Raw genomic sequence first — 20812 nt, 5'->3', positions numbered from 1 at the left:
CGGTAGTCGTATCCTGCCTTAAAGCGCGTAGCGCGTCTTCGCCTGCGGCGCGATGATAATGCCGGTTTTTAAGACTTGAAAATAATATAAATCTTATTTGATATTCCAATAAGGAATATGCCAGGTCTGCTGTGGGAGGGGGCAAGCCCCCTTCCACATTTGCTCCCGGTTCCCTCAGTTGAAGACTGAGTCATAGGCAAACAACGCCGGTGCCCCGCCGGTATGCAGGAAAATAATCGGCCCATCCTCAAAGCGCTGGCGGCCGATGCCATCCAACAACCCCGCCATGGCCTTGCCAGTGTAGACCGGGTCCAGCAGCAGGCCTTCCTGGCTCGCCAGTAACTTGACCGCCGAAAGGGTGCCGGCGTTCGGTTCGCCGTAGCGCGGGCCGAAATATTCGTCCCACAGGATCACTTTGAACGCTTCGGGAATCGCCACACCGAGCAACTCGGCGGTGCGTTCAGCCAAACCTTGTACCTTGGGAAACTGCGCCTCTTCAGTGCGCGACACGGTGACCCCGATCACCGGCAGATCCGGCAGCGCTTCGCTCAACGCCAGCGCCAAACCGCTGTGGGTGCCGGCGCTGCCGGAGGCCAGCACGACGGCAGCAAATTCAAGCCCGCTGTCTTCGATCTGCGCGGCCAACTCAAGGCCCGCACGCACATAACCCAGGGCGCCGAGGGCGTTGGAGCCGCCGATGGGCACCAGGTACGGCTTTTTGCCGTTGCTGCGCAGGCGGTCGGCGAGGGCGTTGAGCTGGTCGTCGACGTTGTCGAGGTTCTCCACCAGCTCCACCTTGGTATCGAACAGTTCCAACAGCAGGCGGTTACCGTTGCCCAGGTAGTTGGGGTCTTCGGTACCGGTGGGGTTTTCCAGCAACGCCACGCAGCCCAGCCCGAGCTTGGCGGCGAGGGCGGCGGTCTGGCGCACGTGGTTGGATTGGATCGCGCCGGCGGTCACCAGGGTATCGGCACCCTGAGCGATGGCATCGGCGGCGAGGTATTCGAGTTTGCGCAGTTTATTGCCGCCCATTGCCAGTGGCGTGGTGTCGTCGCGCTTGACGTAGATATCCCTGCCCAACCAGGCCGACAGCCGCTCGAGTTTTTCCAGGGCAGTGGCGCCGCCCAGCAGTTCCAGACGGTTAAAGCGGTCGAGCTGTTGTTTGATCATGGCTACGCACGGTGATGAAGTGATGGGGCGACTATAGGCAGGCACTTTTCATCGGGCAACCGTCAATCGCGTTATGCCCGATGGTTCTTAGCATCGCACCATTGGTTCTTAAGAGCGGCGCGGGTGCATACCGTAAAGTGATGGGCATTTCGTCAGGAGTGAAAACCGTGAGTGAGCGTTCCAGCCATTGGCAATTACAGACCATCGTCAGCCAACTGCGCGGTGCGCGGGACCAGTGGCGAACGCGCAATGGCCGATTGAGCGGCGAGCACGGCGGTCGCGAATTGCCGTCCCGCGAGGCGGTGGCGCAGATCCTCGAGTCGCTCTGCGGTGCACTGTTCCCCATGCGCCTGGGGCCGGTGGATTTGCGCGAGGAAAGTGAAGACTTCTACGTCGGCCACACCCTGGACGTTGCGCTAAACGCCCTGCTCGCCCAGGCACGCCTTGAGCTGCGCTACGCCGCACGCCAAGGCGCCAGGGATGACAGCGAAGTCGATGCCCTGGCCATCCGCCTGATCCAGGATTTCGCCCTGGCGCTACCGTCCCTGCGCAGTCTGCTGGACACCGACGTACTGGCTGCCTACCACGGCGACCCGGCCGCGCGCAGCGTCGATGAAGTGCTGCTGTGCTACCCCGGCATCCTGGCGGTGATTCACCATCGCCTCGCCCACCACCTGTACCGCGCCGGCCTGCCGCTGTTGGCGCGGATCAGCGCGGAAATCGCCCATTCGGCCACCGGCATCGACATCCACCCCGGCGCGCAGATCGGCCCGAGTTTCTTTATCGACCACGGGACCGGCGTGGTGATTGGCGAGACCGCGATCATCGGCGAGCGCGTGCGTATCTACCAAGCCGTGACCCTCGGCGCCAAGCGCTTCCCGGCGGATGAAGACGGGCAGTTGCAGAAGGGCCATCCGCGTCACCCGATCGTGGAAGACGACGTGGTGATCTACGCCGGCGCGACGATTCTGGGGCGCATCACCATCGGCCAGGGCTCGACCATCGGCGGCAACGTGTGGCTGACCCGCAGCGTGCCGGCGGGAGCGAACATCACCCAGGCCAATCTGCAACATGATGACGGTACGCAAAAATAGCAGACCTCTACAAATCCGCTGTGGGAGGGGGCTTGCTCACGATTGCGGTGTGTCATTCACTCATGGGTAGGCTGACACGCCCTCATCGGGGCAAGCCCCCTCCCACCGTTTGATCGCGTTCCAATTTTAGTCAGCAATAGCTGAACGATTTGTCATCTTCATCCGTCATACCTTTCCTTGAGCTAGTGTAGGAATTACCTACCACTCAGCCCTGCGATTAGTCCCAGACCGCCTATCCATGTTTAACTTGAACACTCGTTCAAGTTAAACCCGGTGGTTCGCTGCCCGCTCACAACAGGAGGCTTACCTTTGCTGAGTCCGTTTTCTACAGCCATATCCCTCACCCTCGGGGTGCATCGTTCATGAGTGCATCGTCCACCCCACCCAGCGGCCTGGTGCGCATGAATGCGCCGGTCTTCTACTTCGCTGCAACCTTCATTTTGCTGTTCGGTGTCACGGTCATCGCGATCCCCCAGCAGGCGGGTGCCTGGTTGCTGGCGGCGCAAAACTGGGCGGCCAATACGGTCGGCTGGTACTACATGCTGGCGATGACCCTGTATCTGGTCTTCGTGGTGGTCACCGCGTTATCGGGCTACGGCAAGATAAAACTCGGTGCCGACCACGACGAGCCCGAATTCAGTTACCTGTCCTGGGCCGGCATGCTGTTCGCCGCCGGGATCAGCATCACGCTGTTTTTCTTCTGCGTTTCCGAACCGCTGACGCACCTGGTGCAACCGCCTCAAGGCGCACCGATGAACGCCGACGCCGCGCGCCAGGCCATGCAGATCCTGTTTCTGCACTGGGGCCTGCATGGCTGGGGCGTGTTCGCGTTCGTGGGCATGGCCCTGGCGTATTTTGCTTATCGGCATAACCTGCCGCTGGCACTGCGTTCGGCGCTGTACCCGCTGATCGGCAAGCGCATCAACGGCCCTATCGGCTATGCGGTGGATGGCTTCGGTATCATCGCCACGGTGTTCGGCCTGGGGGCGGACATGGGCTTCGGGGTGCTGCACCTCAATTCCGGCCTGGACTACCTGTTCGGCATCGCTCACACCCAGTGGATCCAGGTCGGCCTGATCACGCTGATGATGGGCGCCGCGATCATTGTCGCGGTGGCCGGCGTCGACAAGGGCGTGCGGGTGATGTCCGACATCAACATGCTGCTGGCCTGTGCGCTGCTGCTGTTCGTGTTGTTTGCAGGCCCCACCCAACACTTGCTCAACACCCTGATCCAGAACCTCGGCGACTACCTCGGCGCGTTGCCGACCAAGAGTTTCGACGTGTACGCCTACGACAAACCCAGCGACTGGCTGGGCGGCTGGACGGTGTTCTATTGGGCCTGGTGGATTGCATGGTCGCCGTTCGTAGGCCTGTTCATTGCGCGGATTTCCCGTGGCCGTACCATTCGCGAATTCGTGTTCGGCGTGCTGCTGATCCCGCTGGGTTTCACCCTGGCGTGGATGTCGATCTTCGGCAACAGCGCCATCGACCAGGTGCTCAACCACGGCATGGCTGCCCTGGGGCAGTCGGCCATCGATAACCCGTCGATGAGCCTGTACCTGCTGCTGGAAACCTACCCGTGGGCCAAGACCGTGATCGCGGTGACAGTGTTCATCAGCTTCGTGTTCTTCGTGACCTCGGCCGACTCCGGCACCGTGGTGCTCTCGACCCTGTCGTCCAAGGGCGGCAACGCCGACGAAGACGGGCCGAAATGGCTGCGCGTGTTCTGGGGTGTGATGACCGGGCTGGTCACCAGCGCCTTGCTGTTTGCCGGCAGCATCGACTCGCTGAAGTCAGCGGTGGTGCTGACCTCGTTGCCGTTCTCGATGATTTTGCTACTGATGATGTGGGGGCTGCACAAGGCGTTCTACCTCGAATCCCAGAAGCAGATTGCGCAATTGCATTCGCTGGCACCTGTGTCGGCGTCGCGCAGAGGCCGTGGCGGCTGGCGCCAGCGCTTGAGCCAGGCCGTGCATTTCCCGTCGCGGGATGAGGTGTACCGTTTCCTCGAATCGACGGTGCGCCCGGCGATTGAAGAAGTCACGGCGGTGTTCGTCGAGAAGGGCCTGAATGTGGTCACCCAGCCCGACCCGTCCAATGACAGCGTCAGCCTGGAGATCGGCCACGGCGAGGAACACCCGTTCATCTACCAGGTGCAGATGCGCGGTTACTTCACGCCGTCATTCGCCCGTGGCGGCATGGGCTCCAAGGAGATCAACAACCGCCGTTATTACCGCGCCGAAGTGCACTTGGCGGAGGGCAGCCAGGACTACGACCTGGTGGGCTACACCAAGGAGCAGATCATCAACGACATCCTCGACCAGTACGAGCGGCATCTGCAGTTCCTGCACCTGGTGCGCTGAGTAATGTGCGGCAAAACCGTTCCTCTCACGTAGGCCTTTGCTGTAAAAGGAAGAGGCAGACTTAAGCGATTCAGCGGGTTAAAAGCCCTGGGAATAAGGTTATTCCCAGGGCTTATTTGCCCCATGCCCAGAGAGGATTCGATGACGTACATTGCAGCCGAAAACCGCTATGAATCTATTCCGTATCGCCGCGTTGGCCGCAGTGGATTGGTGCTGCCTGCACTGTCCCTGGGGCTGTGGCACAATTTTGGCGACAGCACCCCGATCGAGACCCAGCGTGCCCTGTTGCGCACGGCGTTCGATCACGGTATCAACCACTTCGATTTGGCCAACAACTATGGCCCGCCGTATGGCAGCGCCGAGATCAATTTCGGCCGTTTGCTGCGCGAAGATTTCAAGCACTACCGCGATGAACTGATCATCTCCAGCAAGGCCGGTTGGGACATGTGGCCAGGCCCTTACGGCCAGGGCGGCGGTTCGCGCAAATACATCCTGGCCAGCCTGGACCAGAGCCTGCAACGCCTGGGCGTTGATTACGTGGACATCTTCTACTCCCACCGTTTTGACCCCGACACCCCGCTGGAAGAAACCGCCAGCGCCCTCGCGACTGCGGTGCAGCAAGGCAAGGCGTTGTACATCGGCATCTCGTCGTATTCGGGGGTGAAAACCCGCGAAATCGCCGCCCTGCTCAACGAGTGGAAAGTCCCGTTGCTGATCCACCAGCCGGCTTACAACCTGCTCAACCGCTGGGTAGAGAAAGACCTGCTCGACACCACCGAAGAACTCGGCGCCGGGGTGATCGCGTTCACGCCGCTGGCTCAGGGCTTGCTGACGGATAAATACCTCAACGGCGTGCCCGCGGATGCGCGCGTGAATCGTCCGGGTGGTGGTTCGTTGCAGGCCCAGCACTTGTCCGAGGCCAACATTGCTCACGTGCGGGCCCTCAATGAAATCGCCAAGGGCCGCGGCCAGAGCCTGGCGCAACTGGCTTTGGCTTGGACCTTGCGCGATCCACGCGTGACCAGCGCCCTGATCGGTGCGAGCCGGCCAGAGCAGATCATCGAGAACGTCGGTGCGTTGCAGAACCTGAGCTTCAGTGCCGAGGAACTGGCAGAGATCGACCGCTTCGCCCAGGAAGGCGGGATCAACCTGTGGGAAAAGCCATCCAGCGCTGAATAACCCGTAGAACTCAGTCAATGTGAGAGGGGCTTGCCTCTCCCACATTCGGTGGCTAGCGTGGCGAAGAAAGCGAGTACAACCTGATCAGTGTGGGAGGGGGCTTGCCCCCGATGGCGGTGGATCAGTCAGCTTATCCCTAGCTGCTCCACCGCAATCGGGGGCAAGCTCCCTCCCACACTTGAGTTGCGCCCCTCTCTAGAACGGTACGTCGCCCAGAATGGTCGCCCGGTGCATCACCCGCCGTTGCGGCCGGTAGTCATCCACCGCGTAATGCTGCGTGACGCGGTTGTCCCAGAATGCCACGTCGTTCTCCTGCCAGCGCCAGCGGATGGTGAACTCCGGGCGTGTCGCGTGGGCGAACAACAACTTCAGAATTGCCTCGCTTTCCGCCGGCTCAAGTTCATTGATCTTGGTGGTGAACCCATCACTGACGAACAGCGATTTGCGCCCACTCACCGGGTGCGTGCGCACCACCGGGTGGGACAGCGGCGGGTTCTTCCTGCGGGTTTCTTCCCAGCGCGCCAGGTCTTCGGCGGTGTTGCCAAAGCGCTCCAGCGGAAAGGATTTGGTGAAGTCGTGTGTTGCCGTCAAACCGTCGAGCAAGCGCTTCAACGGCGCCGACAGCGCCTCATACGCCGCAATCCCGCTGGCCCACAGCGTATCGCCGCCAAACGCCGGCAACAGCTTGGCACTGAGCACCGCGCCCAGCGCCGGGGTGGGCAGGAAGGTCACGTCGGTGTGCCAGACGGCGTTGTCGCGCACATCGGTCACGGCAGTGTCGAGGATCAGCACTTCAGGCTGTTCCGGCACATTGGGGTAGATCGGGTGGATGTGCAGGTCGCCGAAGTTCGCCGCGAACCGCGCTTGCTGTTGCGGGTTGATGGCTTGGCCACGGAAGAACAGCACCGAGTGGGTGAGCAACGCCTGCTCGATGGCGTCGCGCTGTTCAAGGTTCAGCGGCTGGGTGATGTCGACGCCACTGATCAGGGCGCCCAATGCGGTGCTGATGGGGGTAACGGTCAGGCTGCTCATGCGGTTCTCACTCAGTGTGCCTGGCCATGCCACGGCACTAATTTACGCTGCAGGGCACGCAGGCCCATTTCCATGGCGAAGGCGATCAGGGCGATGACGAGGATGCCCAGCACCACCACGTCAGTGACCAGGAACTGCGCCGCCGACTGCACCATGAACCCCAGGCCGCTGGTGGCCGCGATCAATTCGGCCGCCACCAGGGTGGACCAGCCCACGCCCAGCCCGATGCGCACGCCGGTGAGGATGTCGGGCAAGGCGCTCGGCAGGATCACATGACGAATCAACTGGGCCCGGGTGGCGCCCAACGACTGCGCCGCGCGCAGCTTGGCCGGGTCCACCGTGCGCACACCGGTCGCCGTGGCGATGGCAATCGGCGCAAAGATCGCCAGGTAAATCAGCAGCACCTTGGACAGCTCGCCAATGCCGCACCAGATCACGATCAGCGGCAAGTAGGCCAATGGCGGGATTGGGCGGTAGAACTCGATCAGCGGGTCGAGAATGCCACGGGCGATACGGTTGGAGCCGATGGCGATTCCCACCGGCACGGCGGTCAGCACCGCAAAGCCCAGGCCCAGGCCGATGCGGCTCAGGCTCGCGCCCAAATGCTGCCACAGGGTGGAATCCATGTACCCCGAGGTCGCCAGCAGCCAGCCTTTTTGCAGCACGGCGGACGGTGGCGGCAGGAACAGCGGCTCGATCAAGCCGGTGGCGGTCACGGCCCACCAGAGGGCCAGCAACGCGACCAGGGTCAGCACGCTGATCCAGCGCGTGCTCAAGCGGCGACGTACCGGGATAACCGCATGCACCGCCGGCTTGGCGGCTGAGACGGGAAGTTCATAGCTGCTCATGCGGACACCTGCCGTTGGGAGAACACTTTGCCCAGCACGTGTTCGCGGGTTTCGATAAAGCGCGGGTCGGACTTGATCGCCCGCGCCGATTCACCGGCGGCGTAGCGTTGGCCGAAGTCCAGGCTCAGGCGTTCGACGATCTGGCCGGGGTTGGGCGCGAGCAGGATCAGGTCAGTGGCGAGAAATACCGCTTCTTCGATGTCATGGGTAATCAGGAACACCGGCTTGGCCGTGCGCCGCCACACTTGCAGCAGCAACTCCTGCATCTGTTCGCGGGTGAAGGCATCGAGGGCGCCGAAAGGTTCGTCCATCAGCAGTACCCGTGGGTCAGCCGCCAGGGCGCGGGCCAGGCCGACGCGTTGCTTCTGGCCGCCGGACAGTTGCCAGATGCGACGGCTGTCGAACCCGGCGAGGTCGACCAACGCGAGCATTTCCCGGGCGCGTACTTCGCGCTGAGCCTTGGGTACACCGGCCAGCTCCAGGCCGAAGCCGACGTTGGCCAGCACATCCTGCCAGGGCAGCAAGGCGTCGTCCTGGAACACCACGCCGCGTTCGGCGCTGGGGCCTTTGACCGGCACGCCGTCGAGGGTGATGCGCCCGGCGGAGGGTTCGACAAAACCGGCAATCAGGTTCAACAGCGAAGTCTTGCCACTGCCGGACGGGCCGAGGGCCACCAGCAATTGCTGGGGCCCCAGGTCGATTGAAATGTCTGACAGTACCGGTTCTGTGGCGCCTGGGTACTGTGCGCTGATGCGCTCCAGTTGTAGCAAGGCCATCGCAATGAACTCCTGATCAGTTGGTAATGAACTTGGCGCTGACGTAAGGCGCGTAGTCCGGCAGCACGGCCTCGACCTTGCCCTGTTCCTTGAGGAACGCGGCGGTGTCGGTCACGGCCTTGGTGGTCGGGGCGCCCAGCAGGGTCACTTGGTCAGCGGCCAGCGGGTAGACGTTGCCTTGCAGCAGCAAGGGGATGTCAGCAGCCTTGGCGCCGGAGAGCTTCACCAGCTTGTCGACGTTGCCTTTGTCGGCGAGCCAGGCTTGTGGGTCTTTGCGGTACGCGGCGTAGGCATCCAGCGTGACCTTGGCGAAGGCGGTGACGATTTCCGGGTGCTTCTCGGCAAAATCCTTACGCACGATCCAGGCGTCAAAGGTCGGCGCGCCGAACTTGGCCAGTTCGCCGGAAGTGATCAGCACCTTGCCGTTTTCCTTGGCGACACCCAGGGCGGGGTCCCATACGTAGGTGGCGTCGATATCACCGCGTTTCCAGGCGGCAATGATGGCCGGCGGTGCGAGGTTGAGGACGGTGACTTTGGAGGGATCGATGTTCCAGTGCTTCAGCGCGGCGAGCAGGCTGTAGTGGCCGGTGGAAACGAACGGCACGGCGATCTTCTTGCCGATCAGGTCTTGTGGGCTGTTGATCCCCGAACCGTTGCGCGCCACCAGCGCTTCGGCACCGCCGATCTGGGTGGCCACGAGGAAGGTTTCCACCGGCACTTTGCGGGTGATGGCCGCGGTCAACGGGCTGGAACCGAGGTAGCCGATCTGCACGTCGCCGGACGCGATGGCGGCGATGATATCGGCGCCGTTGTCGAATTTGCGCCAGTTGATCGTGGCGTTAGTAGCTTTTTCATACGCGCCGTCGGCCTGGGCCACTTTGGCCGGGTCCACGGTGGTCTGGTAAGCAATGGTCACATCCGCCGCCTGGGCAAACAGGCTGGCACCGGCCAGTGACAATGCGGCCAATAGGCGCAGAGGGGTAAGCAGTTTCAAGGGGAAGCTCCTCAATCAGGCGGCCGAGGGTCGGCGTGTGAGGAGACTAAATGATCTAAGAATCCGAAAATAAATAACGTTTTCGAATTAGCTTATGAGAAGAACAGTGAGCGTCGATCCTTCATTGAAATGCGGGCAATGTGGGAGGTGGCAATCCCCCTCCCACATCTGGCCCCCTTTCAACAAGATCAGTTGCTGATGGCCAGGATGCTTGCCTGGTACGAGCCGACAAAAACGTCGAAATCGCCCACTTCGTTGCGCTCCAACTCCGCCTGCTGTTCCAGCGATTTGCGCGCCAGTTCTTCAAAGTGTGCCTGCTCTTGCGCCGGCAACGGTTCCTTGCGGAAATGCTCGGCATGCAGCTGGCTCTGATGCAGGGAGAACTGCGCGAAACTCTCTTTGCGCTCAGCCATTGCCGCCAATACCTGGGCCGATGGGGTCAGCGACGCGTCGCGGACCTTGGCCAACTGGGCGTCAAGCGCCTGGCTGTGCTCACTGATGCCGTGGCTCTCATCAAGCAAGGCGGCCAGCGGCGCGATCTTTTCCAACAGCTCGGTGGCCCATTCCTTCATGTCCACCGGCGCACCTTCGCGCTGCAATTGCAGGCCCGGACGGCGACCTTCCTTGACCACGCTGAGGAAGTTGGTGGTGGCATTGCCGCACTCGTTGTCGGCGAACAACGGGCTGTCGTTCAGCGCGCAGTACAGCAGGAAGGCATCGAGGAAGCGCGATTCCGGCAGGTCGATGCCCATCGGCAGGAACGGGTTGATGTCCAGGCAACGCACTTCGATGTACTGGATGCCACGGGCCACCAGCGCCTGGATCGGCCGCTCGCCGGTGTAGGTCACGCGCTTGGGACGGATATTGGAGTAGTACTCGTTTTCAATCTGCAGGATGTTGGTGTTGAGCTGCACCCACTCACCGTCCTGATGGGTGCCGATTTCGACGTAAGGCGCGTAGGGCGTTGCCACTGCTTCACGCAAGCTGTCGGTGTAGCTGTCCAGATCGTTGTAGCACGGTGTGAGTTCGGCCTGGGCGTTGCTCTGGTAGCCGAGGTCGCTCATGCGCAGGCTGGTGGCATACGGCAGGTACAGCGTGTCGGCGTCCAGTACCTCGAGCTGGTGCGAACGACCGCGCAGGAAGCCGGCGTCCAGGGCCGGCGAGGCGCCGAACAGGTACATCAACAGCCAGCTGTAGCGCCGGAAGTTACGGATCAGCGCGATGTAGGACGTGGACTGGAAGTCGCGGTCGGTGCCGACAAATCCTTCCGTTTCCTTGAGCAACGGCCACAACTGTTCCGGCAGGGAAAAGTTGTAGTGGATGCCGGCGATGCACTGCATGGTCTTGCCGTAACGCAGGGCCAGGCCCTTGCGATACACGTACTTGAGCTGTCCGATATTGGAAGTGCCGTAGTAGGCAATCGGAATGTCTTCCTCGGCCGGCAACGGGCACGGCATCGATGGGCTCCACAGGTATTCGCTGCCGAGTTTGGTGTAGGCAAAGCGGTGGATCTTGTCGAGGCTGCCCAGGGTATCGGCTGGGTTGGGCAGGGCCGGCGTGATGAACTCCAGCAGCGACTCGGAATAGTCGGTGGTGATTTGCTCGTGGGTCAACGCGGCGCCCAGCGCTTCGGGATGCGGCGTTTGTGCCAGGCGACCCTCAGCGGTGACGCGCAGGCATTCGCGCTCGATGCCGTGCAAGCAGTGCTCTAGCAGGGAGAGGTGTTCGCGCTTGCCGAGCAGGGCCAGGCGGCGGTTGAGAAGTTCGCTCAAGTTGGATTCCTTCACGCGTCAGTCGCCCCAATATGGGGGTGGGCAAGACGGTCTACAAGGGTGAAGTTAAAACTGGCGTTTTCGCCTGGTTAAGAGTCGATTTGATCCGCTCTGTAAAAGCCGACTTCACTCCATGAATTGGGCTACAGCGCAGCGAGAAAATTCCGACGCTGTTTGTACAGCGCCGAAATTAACTCAAATCGAGGGTGGGGAGCTATAGGACAGCGAAGGTGCCCTGTGCTTTTGCGACAAGTCTGTCGCCCTGGTACACGTCCGCTTCGACGACGAGTGTGCGTCGGCCGGCATGAATCACCCGGCTGGTACACAGCACGTCACCGTCTTCGACGGCGCGGATGTAGTTGATCTTGCATTCGATGGTTGCGCTCTGCTGGTCGAACCCGTGGGCGCTGGAGCAGGCCAGGCCCATGGTGATGTCCACCAGGCTGAAAATCGCCCCGCCATGGAGCTTGCCCGCGCGGTTGCGCAGGTGCGGCTCCAGGGTCAGGGCCACCTCGGCAACGCCTTCTTCAAGGCGTTGCAGGCGGCAGCCGATCAGTTCGCTGAAGGCGCTCTGGGTCAAGCCGGCCGGGATCTCCATCAGCGCTTCTTCAACTGCTTGGCGTTGGCGAACAGCGAGGCCATGGCGTTGTTGCTCGGTGCAGAGGTGGCGGTTTCCTTGCGCGGTGCACTGTCAGAGCGGTTTTGCGACTGGCGTGGCGCGGAGCCCGGGCGGGCACCACGGGCACCGTCGATTTTCTCCCCGGGGGTGTCGCTCATGCGCATCGACAGGCCGACGCGTTTGCGCGGGATGTCGACTTCCATGACCTTGACCTTGACCACGTCACCGGCCTTCACCGCTTCACGCGGGTCCTTGATGAATTTCTCCGAAAGCGCAGAGATATGCACCAAACCGTCCTGATGCACGCCGATATCCACAAAGGCGCCGAAGTTGGTCACGTTGGTCACCACGCCTTCGAGGATCATGCCCAGTTGCAGGTCCTTGAGGTCTTCGACGCCGTCCTGGAACTCGGCAGTCTTGAACTCGGGACGCGGGTCGCGGCCGGGTTTTTCCAGTTCTTGCAGGATGTCGGTGATGGTCGGCACACCAAAGGTCTCGTCGGTGTACTTCTTCGGGTCCAGGCGCTTGAGGAATGCGGCGTCGCCGATCAGCGAGCGGATGTCGCGGTCGGTCTCGGCAGCGATGCGTTGGACCAGCGGGTAGGCTTCCGGGTGGACGGCGGAAGAATCCAGCGGGTTGTCACCGTTCATCACGCGTAGGAAGCCGGCGGCTTGTTCGAAAGTTTTTTCGCCCAGGCGTGCGACTTTTTTCAGCGCGGCGCGGGTCTTGAATGCACCGTTCTCGTCGCGGTGGGTGACGATGTTTTGTGCCAGGGTGGCATTCAGGCCGGAGATACGCGCCAGCAGCGCCACGGAGGCGGTGTTCACGTCCACGCCCACGGCGTTTACGCAGTCTTCCACCACCGCATCCAGGCCGCGCGCCAGCTTCAGCTGCGACACGTCGTGCTGGTACTGGCCGACGCCGATGGATTTAGGGTCGATCTTCACCAGTTCGGCCAACGGATCCTGCAGGCGACGAGCGATGGACACCGCGCCACGGATCGACACGTCGAGGTCCGGGAATTCCTTGGACGCCAGTTCCGACGCCGAGTACACCGACGCGCCGGCTTCGGAGACCATGACCTTGGTCATCTTCATGGCCGGGTATTTTTTGATCAGCTCGGCGGCCAGTTTGTCTGTCTCGCGGCTGGCGGTGCCGTTGCCGATGGCGATCAGGTCCACGGCGTGCTTGGCACACAGCGCGGCCAGGATGGCCAGGGTCTGGTCCCATTTGTTGTGCGGCACGTGCGGGTACACGGTGGCGTGGTCCAGCAGCTTGCCAGTGGAGTCAACCACGGCGACCTTGCAGCCGGTACGCAGGCCCGGGTCGAGGCCCAGGGTGGCACGCGGGCCGGCCGGCGCGGCCAGCAGCAGGTCGTGCAGGTTGTGGGCGAACACGTTGATCGCCTCGGTTTCGGCGCCGTCACGCAGCTCGCCGAGCAGGTCGGTTTCCAGATGCGTGTAGAGCTTGACCTTCCAGGTCCAGCGCACGACTTCACCCAGCCACTTGTCCGCAGGACGGTTCTGATTCTGGATGCCGAACTGTTGACCGATCATGCCCTCGCACGGGTGCATGGTGCCCGGCAGCTCGTCGCCGACTTTGAGCGCGGAGCTCAGGATGCCTTCGTTGCGGCCGCGGAAAATCGCGAGTGCACGGTGGGACGGCATGCTTTTGAGCGGCTCGTCGTGTTCGAAGTAGTCGCGGAACTTGGCGCCTTCTTCCTCTTTGCCGGCAATGACGCGGGCACTGAGGATGGCTTCCTGCTTGAGGTAGGTGCGCAGTTTTTCCAACAGGCTGGCGTTCTCGGCGAAGCGCTCCATGAGGATGTACTTGGCGCCTTCGAGGGCGGCCTTCACGTCGGCGACACCTTTCTCGGCGTCGATGAAGCGTGCGGCTTCGGTGTCCGGGGTCAGCGACGGGTCGTTGAACAGGCCGTCGGCCAGCTCGCCCAGACCGGCTTCCAGGGCGATCTGGCCCTTGGTGCGGCGCTTCTGTTTGTACGGCAGGTAAAGGTCTTCGAGGCGGGTCTTGGTGTCGGCGAGCTTGATGTCGCGCTCGAGTTGCGGCGTCAGTTTGCCCTGCTCCTCGATGCTGGCGAGGATGCTGATACGCCGTTCGTCGAGTTCTCGCAGGTAGCGCAGGCGCTCTTCCAGGTGACGCAGTTGAGTGTCGTCGAGGCTGCCGGTCACTTCTTTACGGTAACGGGCGATGAAGGGCACCGTGGAGCCTTCATCCAGTAGAGCGACGGCCGCTTCGACCTGTTGTGGGCGTACGCCGAGTTCCTCGGCAATGCGGCTGTTGATGCTGTCCATAAAACCACCTGAAATTCTGAAAATCAGCTCGCAGGCCCGGAAAACAAGGCCCGGCAAGGCTGGTTGAGCGGCCCGACTGGCGCCGCTGCCTGGGTCAAGAGGCAGCCTATTGACCCTCGAAATCGAAATAATCACGACAAACGGGTAAAAAAAAGCCCGGCAGTAGACGGCAACAATCTGATGTTGCCCTGCACGAAGGCGCCGCATTATAACCAGCGTTCTGTCCTTGGGGGGTACTGCACCGGCGGTTGCAGGGCGCGGCTTCGCTGGCAGTAGAGGAAAAATCTGCTAACAATGCACACGGTGCGTATAACGGCAGCTACGCCATAATGCGCGCCGAGATAAGAGGAGCATCCAATGAGCAGCACTGCACAAACTGCTGAAGGCGAAAAAATTCTCATCGTTGATGACGATCCGGGGCTGAGCAGCCTGCTGGAGCGGTTCTTCAACTCCAAGGGCTACCGTGCCCGCGCGGTGCCGAACACCGAGCAGATGGACCGCCTGTTGGGGCGTGAAGTATTCAACCTGGTCGTCCTCGACCTGATGCTGCCCGGCGAAGACGGCCTGACCGCCTGCAAACGCCTGCGCGGCGCGAACAACCAGATTCCGATCATCATGCTCACCGCCAAGGGCGACGAGCTGAGCCGTATCAAGGGCCTGGAGCTTGGCGCCGATGACTACCTGGCCAAGCCGTTCAACCCGGACGAGCTGATGGCACGGGTCAAGGCTGTATTGCGTCGCCAGGCTCCGCCGGTTCCAGGCGCACCGGGCAGCGAAGACGAAAGCGTCACCTTTGGTGATTACGAGCTGTCGCTGGCCACCCGTGAACTCAAGCGTGGCGATGAAGTGCACATGCTCACCACGGGTGAGTTCGCCGTACTCAAGGCGCTGGTGATGAATGCCCGCCAACCGTTGACCCGCGACAAGCTGATGAACCTGGCCCGCGGCCGGGAATGGGACGCTCTGGAGCGTTCGATCGACGTGCAGATTTCCCGACTGCGCCGGATGATCGAGCCGGATCCGTCCAAACCGCGCTACATCCAGACGGTGTGGGGCGTAGGCTATGTGTTTGTGCCGGATGGCACCGCCACCAAGTGACCGATGATTTGCATCGGCGGGCATCCTGGCGTTTGACTCCATGAGGGTCGACGGGATGTCCGGCGTCTGCAATTCTGCGAGCACCGCTCGTTCCTGCAAGGTGTCTAGCAGTCTTCTATGAAAACCCCGTTGTGGTTCCCGCAAAGTTTTTTCTCTCGCACCCTTTGGCTGGTGCTCATCGTCGTGCTGTTTTCCAAGGCCCTCACGCTGGTTTATCTGCTGATGAACGAAGACGTGCTGGTGGATCGACAGTACAGCCACGGCGTCGCCCTGACGCTGCGCGCCTATTGGGCGGCCGATCCCGAAAATCGCGAGAAGATCGCCAAGGCCGCGACGCTGGTGCGGGTTGCCGGTGCCGGTGTGCCCGAGGGCGAACAACATTGGCCCTACAGCGAGATCTACCAGCGTCAGATGCAGGCCGAGCTGGGTGACGACACCGAGGTGCGACTGCGCATGCATGTGTCGCCGGCGTTGTGGGTGCGCGCGCCGAGCCTGGGTGAAGACTGGCTGAAGGTGCCGCTGTATCCGCATCCGCTCAGGGGGCAGAAGATCTGGAACGTGCTGGGGTGGTTCCTGGCGATTGGGTTGCTGTCCACCGCATCGGCCTGGATTTTTGTCCGCCAGCTCAACCAACCGCTCAAACGCCTGGTGTTTGCCGCCCGCCAACTGGGCCAGGGTCGCAGTGTGCGACTGCCGGTCAGTGACACCCCCAGCGAGATGACCGAGGTGTATGGCGCGTTCAATCAGATGGCGGAGGACGTCGAACAGGCCGGGCGCGAACGCGAGCTGATGCTGGCGGGAGTGTCCCATGACTTGCGCACGCCGCTGACGCGATTGCGCTTGTCCCTGGAGTTGATGGGCAATCACAACGACCTCACCGATGACATGGTGCGCGACATCGAGGACATGGACGCGATTCTCGACCAGTTCCTGGCGTTTATCCGCGATGGTCGTGATGAGGTGGTCGAAGAGGTTGACCTGACGGAGTTGGTGCGTGAGGTGGTTGCGCCCTACAACCAGAATGGCGAGCAGGTGCGCATGCGCCTGGAACCCATCCAGCCGTTTGCGTTGCGTCGGATCTCGATGAAGCGCCTGTTGAACAACCTGATCGGCAATGCCTTGCACCACGCCGGTTCCGAGGTGGAAGTGGCGGCGTACGTGTCCGGTGACAGTGCGGCGCCGTATGTGGTGCTGAGCGTGCTGGACCGGGGTGCGGGAATCGATCCCGAAGAGCTGGAAGGCATCTTCAACCCGTTTACCCGTGGCGACCGGGCCCGTGGGGGTAAAGGCACTGGCCTGGGGTTGGCGATTGTGCGGCGGATTGCGTCGATGCACGGCGGCAATGTCGAGTTGCGCAACCGTGAAGACGGCGGCCTGGAAGCGCGGGTGCGCCTGCCGCTGGGGCTGATGTTGCCTAGAGACGCGGTATAACCAACAGCACTGCACAAATGTGGGAGGGGCAAGCCCCCTCCCACATTGATTTTGCAGTGTTTGAAACGCTGGTTTTTATCAACCCTTACCCTTGGTCCGAGTCATATTCGGCCCACCATTTTTCTCCAGATGCTGAATGATGATCCCCGCCACGTCCTTGCCGGTGGTGGTCTCGATCCCTTCCAGGCCTGGGGATGAATTCACCTCCATCACCAGTGGCCCGTGGTTGGAACGCAGGATATCCACACCCGCCACGCTCAAGCCCATCACCTTGGCCGCTCGCAGCGCAGTCATGCGCTCTTCCGGGGTGATCTTGATCAGGCTGGCGCTGCCACCACGGTGCAGGTTGGAACGGAACTCGCCTGGCTTGGCCTGACGCTTCATCGCGGCAATCACTTTGTCGCCCACCACAAAGCAGCGAATATCCGCGCCGCCGGCTTCCTTGATGTATTCCTGCACCATGATGTTCTGCTTGAGGCCCATGAAGGCTTCAATCACCGACTCGGCGGCCGTCGCGGTTTCGCACAGCACCACGCCAATACCCTGGGTGCCTTCCAGCACCTTGATCACCAGCGGCGCGCCGTTGACCATCTCGATCAGGTCGGGGATGTCGTCAGGCGAGTGGGCAAAGCCGGTCACCGGCAGGCCGATGCCCCGGCGTGAGAGCAATTGCAGCGAGCGTAGTTTGTCCCGTGAGCGCGCGATGGCCACGGACTCGTTCAGGGGAAAGACCCCCATCATTTCAAACTGGCGCAGCACCGCGCAGCCATAAAACGTCACCGAAGCCCCGATCCGCGGGATCACCGCATCGAAGCCCTCGAGCGGCTTGCCCCGATAATGGATCTGCGGCTTGTGGCTGGCGATGTTCATGTAGGCCCGCAACGTGTCGATCACCACCATTTCGTGGCCACGTTCGGTGCCGGCCTCAACCAGGCGGCGGGTGGAATACAGACGCGGGTTTCGCGACAGCACAGCAATCTTCATGCAGCACCTGGGGCAGAAATAGTAGAGACCGGGAACACCGGCTTGTCTTGAACGTACTTGACGCCTGGACTGACCACCAATTGGCCGTCAACCAGCGCCTTGGAGCCCAGCAACAGGCGGTAACGCATGGCTTTGCGGCAGGCCAGGGTAAACTCCACCCGCCATACCCGATCACCCAGCGCCAGGGTGGTGCTGATCACATAGCGCACCTGCGCATGACCATTGGAGCTCTTGATGGTTTTCATCGTCACCAGGGGCGCTTCGCAGCGGCGGTGACGCAGTTGCACCACGCTGCCCAAGTGCGCGGTAAAGCGCACCCACTGCTCACCGTCGCGCTCAAACGGCTCGATATCGGTGGCGTGCAGGCTCGAGGTGCTGGCACCGGTGTCGATCTTCGCCCGCAGGCCAGCCACTCCCAAGTCGGGAAGTGCCACCCACTCACGCAGACCGACAACGGTCAAATGGTCAAATGTCTTCAATATGAGTAACCGGTCATTCAGAAATGTTTCGTAGTCGTCGAGGACAGTAACGTCCAACTGCGCACAGCGTGTGACAATCCCCGAATCATGGCCGAGGGTTCGGTGCTGAATTCGCGGTATTCACGCAGAATATCCGGCAAATGGCGACAGATATCTTGCGGGCTTGATCAATCAGTCATCGCGGTGCAAAACCGCGCAAATCGCGTGGCGCCTGGCGTATCTTAGGTGAGCCTTGAGGTTTATGCGTCGAAGGGTTTCAACGGTAAAGTTGCGACATTTTTCAGAGCGAGGAATTCAAGTGGCTCAAAAGCAGGAAGAGGAAGAAAAAGTCCGGTTGGACAAGTGGTTGTGGGCTGCGCGCTTCTACAAAACCCGTGCCCTGGCCAAGGCCGCCATCGAGAGCGGCAAAGTGCACCATCGCGGTGAACGCTGCAAGCCGGGCAAGGAACCGCGCGTCGGAGATGAGTTCCAGATTCGTACAGGGTTTGACGAAAAAACCATCGTGGTTCAGGCACTTTCCATCGTGCGCCGTGGCGCGCCTGAAGCGCAGGCATTGTACGCAGAGACCGACGCCAGCATCGCCAGGCGCGAGAATGCGGCGGCGATGCGCAAGGCCGGTGCCATGGGCTTGAGTACCGATGGCAAGCCGAGCAAGAAGCAGCGCCGTGACCTGTTCAAGTTTCGCGGCAGCGGCAATGATGACTGATTGCCCGGGCCTTCAGTCCCAGGGAGATCAACTGTGGAAGCGAGCAGGCTCGCTCCCACAGTAGGCCTGCATCGTCATGCGGCTGTGCGCACGACGTTCAGTCGTCCGACGACGGGCAAATGGCTCATCAACGTGAACACCGGTGCTGTCGCTCGCAACAACAGGCCCGACACCTTGGCCGCAAACGGCGTGTAATAGCCCCAGCCCAGGGCCAGCAGCGCCAGCAATACACCGCCGATGTAATCATCCTGGCCCCAATGCGCGCCGGCGACCAGGCGCGGCATCATGAACAGCAGCGCCAGGCCCCAGATCACCAGTATCTGGCCGATGCGCTTGGCAAATACCGTCATGAACATCCCCCAGATCAACAGCACCGAGGCGTGATCGCCCGGGAAGCTCTGGCTCGAGCGGTCCTTCAGTTCCCAGGTTTTTTCCAGCCCCGGGAAATAGTCGCTCATTTGGATCGCCCCGCTGATCACCATCGACGGGCTGCTGTGCTGCCAACCCATCGACGCCGCGAGCTTGGAAAACAGCATGCGTATGAACAACAGCAACAGCAGGATGGCGACAAATCCGAACAGCGCCTGGCGGACCTGCACGGCCTTGAACACCCAGTCGCCGCGAATCAGCAACGTCAGCAGAATCACGCCAACCACTGCGTCGAAAGGTCGCAGGCTGGCCACGGCCCACACATGCAGCCATGCCGAGCTGCTCGCCAGCGGGTCATTGAGCAGATGAAACAGCCATTCGTCGAAAACCACACACAGCATCTGGCCCGTGGGCCACAGCCAGAAAAGCAGCAGTCCGATCGCCAATAGATTGCAAGCGGCCCATCGCCCGAGGTTCCACTTGGCTTGGAACAAACCCGGATTGTTCATAAACTGTCCTCATCGCTCTAAAACTCTCCGCCATCCAGGAGAAAAGCCGCACCACAGTGGTGCTAAAGCGTTTAATTTTATAAACCTTGTAATCATTTTGTCATCAATTCAGATACCCAGACCTATGACTGATCTACCGGATACCGACTTCACCCAACGCTTCATCTTCGACGAGAGCGACGCCCGTGGCGAAATGGTCTCGCTGGAGCGCAGCTATGCCGAAGTCCTGGCCAAGCACGCTTATCCGGAGCCGGTCGCACAACTGCTCGGTGAGCTGATGGCGGCTGCGGCGCTGCTGGTGGGCACCATGAAGTTCGATGGTTTGCTGATCCTGCAGGCGCGCTCCGAAGGCCCGATTCCGTTGCTGATGATCGAATGCTCCAGCGAGCGCGAAATCCGTGGCCTGGCCCGTTACGAAGCGGACTTGATTGCTCCGGACGCTACCCTGGCCGACCTGATGCCCAACGGCGTACTGGCCCTCACCGTCGACCCGACCGTGGGCCAACGTTATCAAGGTATCGTCGACCTCGACGGCGACACCCTGTCGGACTGCTTCACCAACTATTTCGTGATGTCCCAGCAAGTGGGCACCAAGTTCTGGCTCAACGCCGATGGCCATCGCGCCCGTGGCCTGCTCCTGCAGCAACTGCCGGCTGACCGCATCAAGGACGACGATGAGCGCGCCGAAAGCTGGCGCAGCCTCACGGCCCTGGCCGGCACCCTGACCGCTGAGGAACTGCTGGGCCTGAGCAACGAAACCATCCTGCACCGCCTCTACCACGAAGAGGCCGTGCGCCTGTTCGATGCCCAGACCCTGCGCTTCAATTGCAGCTGCTCGCGCGAGCGTTCGGGCAACGCGCTGGTCAGCCTGGGCCTTGAAGATGCGCAGGCTTTGGTGGTGGAGCACGGCGGCAATATCGAGATCGACTGCCAGTTCTGCAACCAGCGTTACTTGTTCGATGCGGCCGATGTAGTGCAATTGTTCGCTGGAGCAGGCATCGACACCCCTTCGGACACCCGCCACTAAAACGTTTAAGCACAGGTAAATCACCTGACAAACGCCGGATTAGCGCAGTT

General features: G+C 61.6%; 18 protein-coding genes. 7 read left to right on the top strand and 11 right to left on the bottom strand.

From position 1 onward, the window contains the following. Positions 1-174 precede the first annotated feature (174 nt). Entirely contained in the window at positions 175-1170 is a 996-nt protein-coding gene (locus CQ041_RS13090; RefSeq protein ID WP_105524477.1) for a D-cysteine desulfhydrase, read from the bottom strand. 167 nt (positions 1171-1337) lie between these two features. Between CQ041_RS13090 and epsC the strand changes: the two genes are divergently transcribed. The 3 genes from epsC to mgrA all read left to right on the top strand — a co-directional run bounded on the left by epsC (position 1338) and on the right by mgrA (position 5806). Next, a complete protein-coding gene (gene epsC / locus CQ041_RS13085; protein WP_105524475.1) occupies positions 1338-2264 on the top strand; it encodes a serine O-acetyltransferase EpsC in 927 nt (308 codons plus the stop codon). A gap of 401 nt (positions 2265-2665) precedes the next feature. Next, the gene (gene betT, locus CQ041_RS13080; protein ID WP_163002060.1) at positions 2666-4627 is read left to right on the top strand and encodes a choline transporter BetT; all 1962 of its coding nucleotides are present in this window, start codon (positions 2666-2668) and stop codon (positions 4625-4627) included. 141 nt (positions 4628-4768) lie between these two features. Beyond that, entirely contained in the window at positions 4769-5806 is a 1038-nt protein-coding gene (gene mgrA, locus CQ041_RS13075) for an L-glyceraldehyde 3-phosphate reductase (protein WP_105524471.1), read from the top strand. Positions 5807-6001: 195 nt separating this feature from the next. Here the strand turns inward: mgrA and tauD are convergent, their stop codons facing one another. The 7 genes from tauD to CQ041_RS13040 form a co-directional block, all read right to left on the bottom strand. After that, positions 6002-6838 (bottom strand): taurine dioxygenase, encoded by an 837-nt coding sequence (gene tauD, locus CQ041_RS13070; RefSeq protein WP_105524470.1) that lies wholly within the window; start codon positions 6836-6838, stop codon positions 6002-6004. 11 nt (positions 6839-6849) lie between these two features. Further along, on the bottom strand, positions 6850-7686 hold the full coding sequence (tauC, locus tag CQ041_RS13065) for a taurine ABC transporter permease TauC (RefSeq protein WP_105524469.1): 837 nt from the start codon (positions 7684-7686) through the stop codon (positions 6850-6852). Then, complete coding sequence (gene tauB, locus CQ041_RS13060) at positions 7683-8462, bottom strand: taurine ABC transporter ATP-binding subunit (RefSeq protein WP_017254560.1); 780 nt, start codon at positions 8460-8462, stop codon at positions 7683-7685. The genes tauC and tauB overlap by 4 nt, the downstream gene beginning before the upstream one ends. Positions 8463-8478: 16 nt before the next feature. After that, complete coding sequence (tauA, locus tag CQ041_RS13055) at positions 8479-9456, bottom strand: taurine ABC transporter substrate-binding protein (RefSeq protein ID WP_105524467.1); 978 nt, start codon at positions 9454-9456, stop codon at positions 8479-8481. Between the two features lie 188 nt (positions 9457-9644). Next, positions 9645-11228, bottom strand: coding sequence for a glutamate--cysteine ligase (gshA, locus tag CQ041_RS13050; RefSeq protein WP_105524465.1), 1584 nt, complete (start codon positions 11226-11228; stop codon positions 9645-9647). Positions 11229-11442: 214 nt separating this feature from the next. Next, positions 11443-11826, bottom strand: coding sequence for a PaaI family thioesterase (locus CQ041_RS13045; protein WP_105524463.1), 384 nt, complete (start codon positions 11824-11826; stop codon positions 11443-11445). Beyond that, positions 11826-14159 carry a Tex family protein gene (locus CQ041_RS13040; protein ID WP_105524461.1) on the bottom strand — a complete coding sequence of 778 codons (2334 nt, stop codon included), beginning with the start codon at positions 14157-14159 and terminating at the stop codon, positions 11826-11828. The genes CQ041_RS13045 and CQ041_RS13040 overlap by 1 nt, the downstream gene beginning before the upstream one ends. Positions 14160-14516: 357 nt before the next feature. Here CQ041_RS13040 and ompR point away from each other — a divergent pair, with 357 nt between their 5' ends. Further along, positions 14517-15257 (top strand): two-component system response regulator OmpR, encoded by a 741-nt coding sequence (gene ompR / locus CQ041_RS13035; protein WP_015373500.1) that lies wholly within the window; start codon positions 14517-14519, stop codon positions 15255-15257. A gap of 117 nt (positions 15258-15374) precedes the next feature. Next, positions 15375-16688: an ATP-binding protein gene (locus CQ041_RS13030; protein WP_105524459.1), complete on the top strand. Its 1314-nt coding sequence runs from the start codon at positions 15375-15377 to the stop codon at positions 16686-16688. A 78-nt stretch (positions 16689-16766) separates the two neighbouring features. Here CQ041_RS13030 and rimK read toward each other — a convergent pair whose 3' ends face one another. Beyond that, entirely contained in the window at positions 16767-17672 is a 906-nt protein-coding gene (rimK, locus tag CQ041_RS13025; RefSeq protein WP_003187674.1) for a 30S ribosomal protein S6--L-glutamate ligase, read from the bottom strand. Further along, a complete protein-coding gene (locus CQ041_RS13020) occupies positions 17669-18118 on the bottom strand; it encodes an ATP-dependent zinc protease (protein WP_371923017.1) in 450 nt (149 codons plus the stop codon). Before CQ041_RS13020 ends, rimK begins: the two co-directional genes overlap by 4 nt. A 331-nt stretch (positions 18119-18449) precedes the next feature. On the opposite strand from CQ041_RS13020, the gene CQ041_RS13015 reads away from it, so the two are divergent. After that, a complete protein-coding gene (locus tag CQ041_RS13015) occupies positions 18450-18857 on the top strand; it encodes an RNA-binding S4 domain-containing protein (protein ID WP_105524456.1) in 408 nt (135 codons plus the stop codon). Between the two features lie 74 nt (positions 18858-18931). Here the strand turns inward: CQ041_RS13015 and CQ041_RS13010 are convergent, their stop codons facing one another. Continuing rightward, positions 18932-19735: a phosphatase PAP2 family protein gene (locus CQ041_RS13010; RefSeq protein ID WP_105524455.1), complete on the bottom strand. Its 804-nt coding sequence runs from the start codon at positions 19733-19735 to the stop codon at positions 18932-18934. A 124-nt stretch (positions 19736-19859) separates the two neighbouring features. Between CQ041_RS13010 and hslO the strand changes: the two genes are divergently transcribed. Continuing rightward, entirely contained in the window at positions 19860-20762 is a 903-nt protein-coding gene (gene hslO / locus CQ041_RS13005; protein ID WP_105524454.1) for an Hsp33 family molecular chaperone HslO, read from the top strand. Positions 20763-20812 lie beyond the last annotated feature (50 nt).

The organism is Pseudomonas sp. MYb60 (genome assembly GCF_002979555.1).
Taxonomy (GTDB): Bacteria; Pseudomonadota; Gammaproteobacteria; order Pseudomonadales; family Pseudomonadaceae; genus Aquipseudomonas.
Note: the sequence above shows the minus strand (reverse complement) of the source record. Positions and strands in the feature narration are given on the sequence as shown.

Coding starts and splice junctions, on each gene's coding strand:
- CQ041_RS13030 (WP_105524459.1), top strand. CDS start 15,375: ATGAAAACCCCGTTGTGGTTCCCGCAAAGTTTTTTCTCTCGCACCCTT.
- hslO (WP_105524454.1), top strand. CDS start 19,860: ATGACTGATCTACCGGATACCGACTTCACCCAACGCTTCATCTTCGAC.
- rimK (WP_003187674.1), bottom strand. CDS start 17,672: ATGAAGATTGCTGTGCTGTCGCGAAACCCGCGTCTGTATTCCACCCGC.
- tauC (WP_105524469.1), bottom strand. CDS start 7,686: ATGAGCAGCTATGAACTTCCCGTCTCAGCCGCCAAGCCGGCGGTGCAT.
- ompR (WP_015373500.1), top strand. CDS start 14,517: ATGAGCAGCACTGCACAAACTGCTGAAGGCGAAAAAATTCTCATCGTT.
- CQ041_RS13040 (WP_105524461.1), bottom strand. CDS start 14,159: ATGGACAGCATCAACAGCCGCATTGCCGAGGAACTCGGCGTACGCCCA.
- tauB (WP_017254560.1), bottom strand. CDS start 8,462: ATGGCCTTGCTACAACTGGAGCGCATCAGCGCACAGTACCCAGGCGCC.
- betT (WP_163002060.1), top strand. CDS start 2,666: ATGAATGCGCCGGTCTTCTACTTCGCTGCAACCTTCATTTTGCTGTTC.
- mgrA (WP_105524471.1), top strand. CDS start 4,769: ATGACGTACATTGCAGCCGAAAACCGCTATGAATCTATTCCGTATCGC.
- CQ041_RS13045 (WP_105524463.1), bottom strand. CDS start 11,826: ATGGAGATCCCGGCCGGCTTGACCCAGAGCGCCTTCAGCGAACTGATC.
- CQ041_RS13010 (WP_105524455.1), bottom strand. CDS start 19,735: ATGAACAATCCGGGTTTGTTCCAAGCCAAGTGGAACCTCGGGCGATGG.
- CQ041_RS13090 (WP_105524477.1), bottom strand. CDS start 1,170: ATGATCAAACAACAGCTCGACCGCTTTAACCGTCTGGAACTGCTGGGC.
- tauD (WP_105524470.1), bottom strand. CDS start 6,838: ATGAGCAGCCTGACCGTTACCCCCATCAGCACCGCATTGGGCGCCCTG.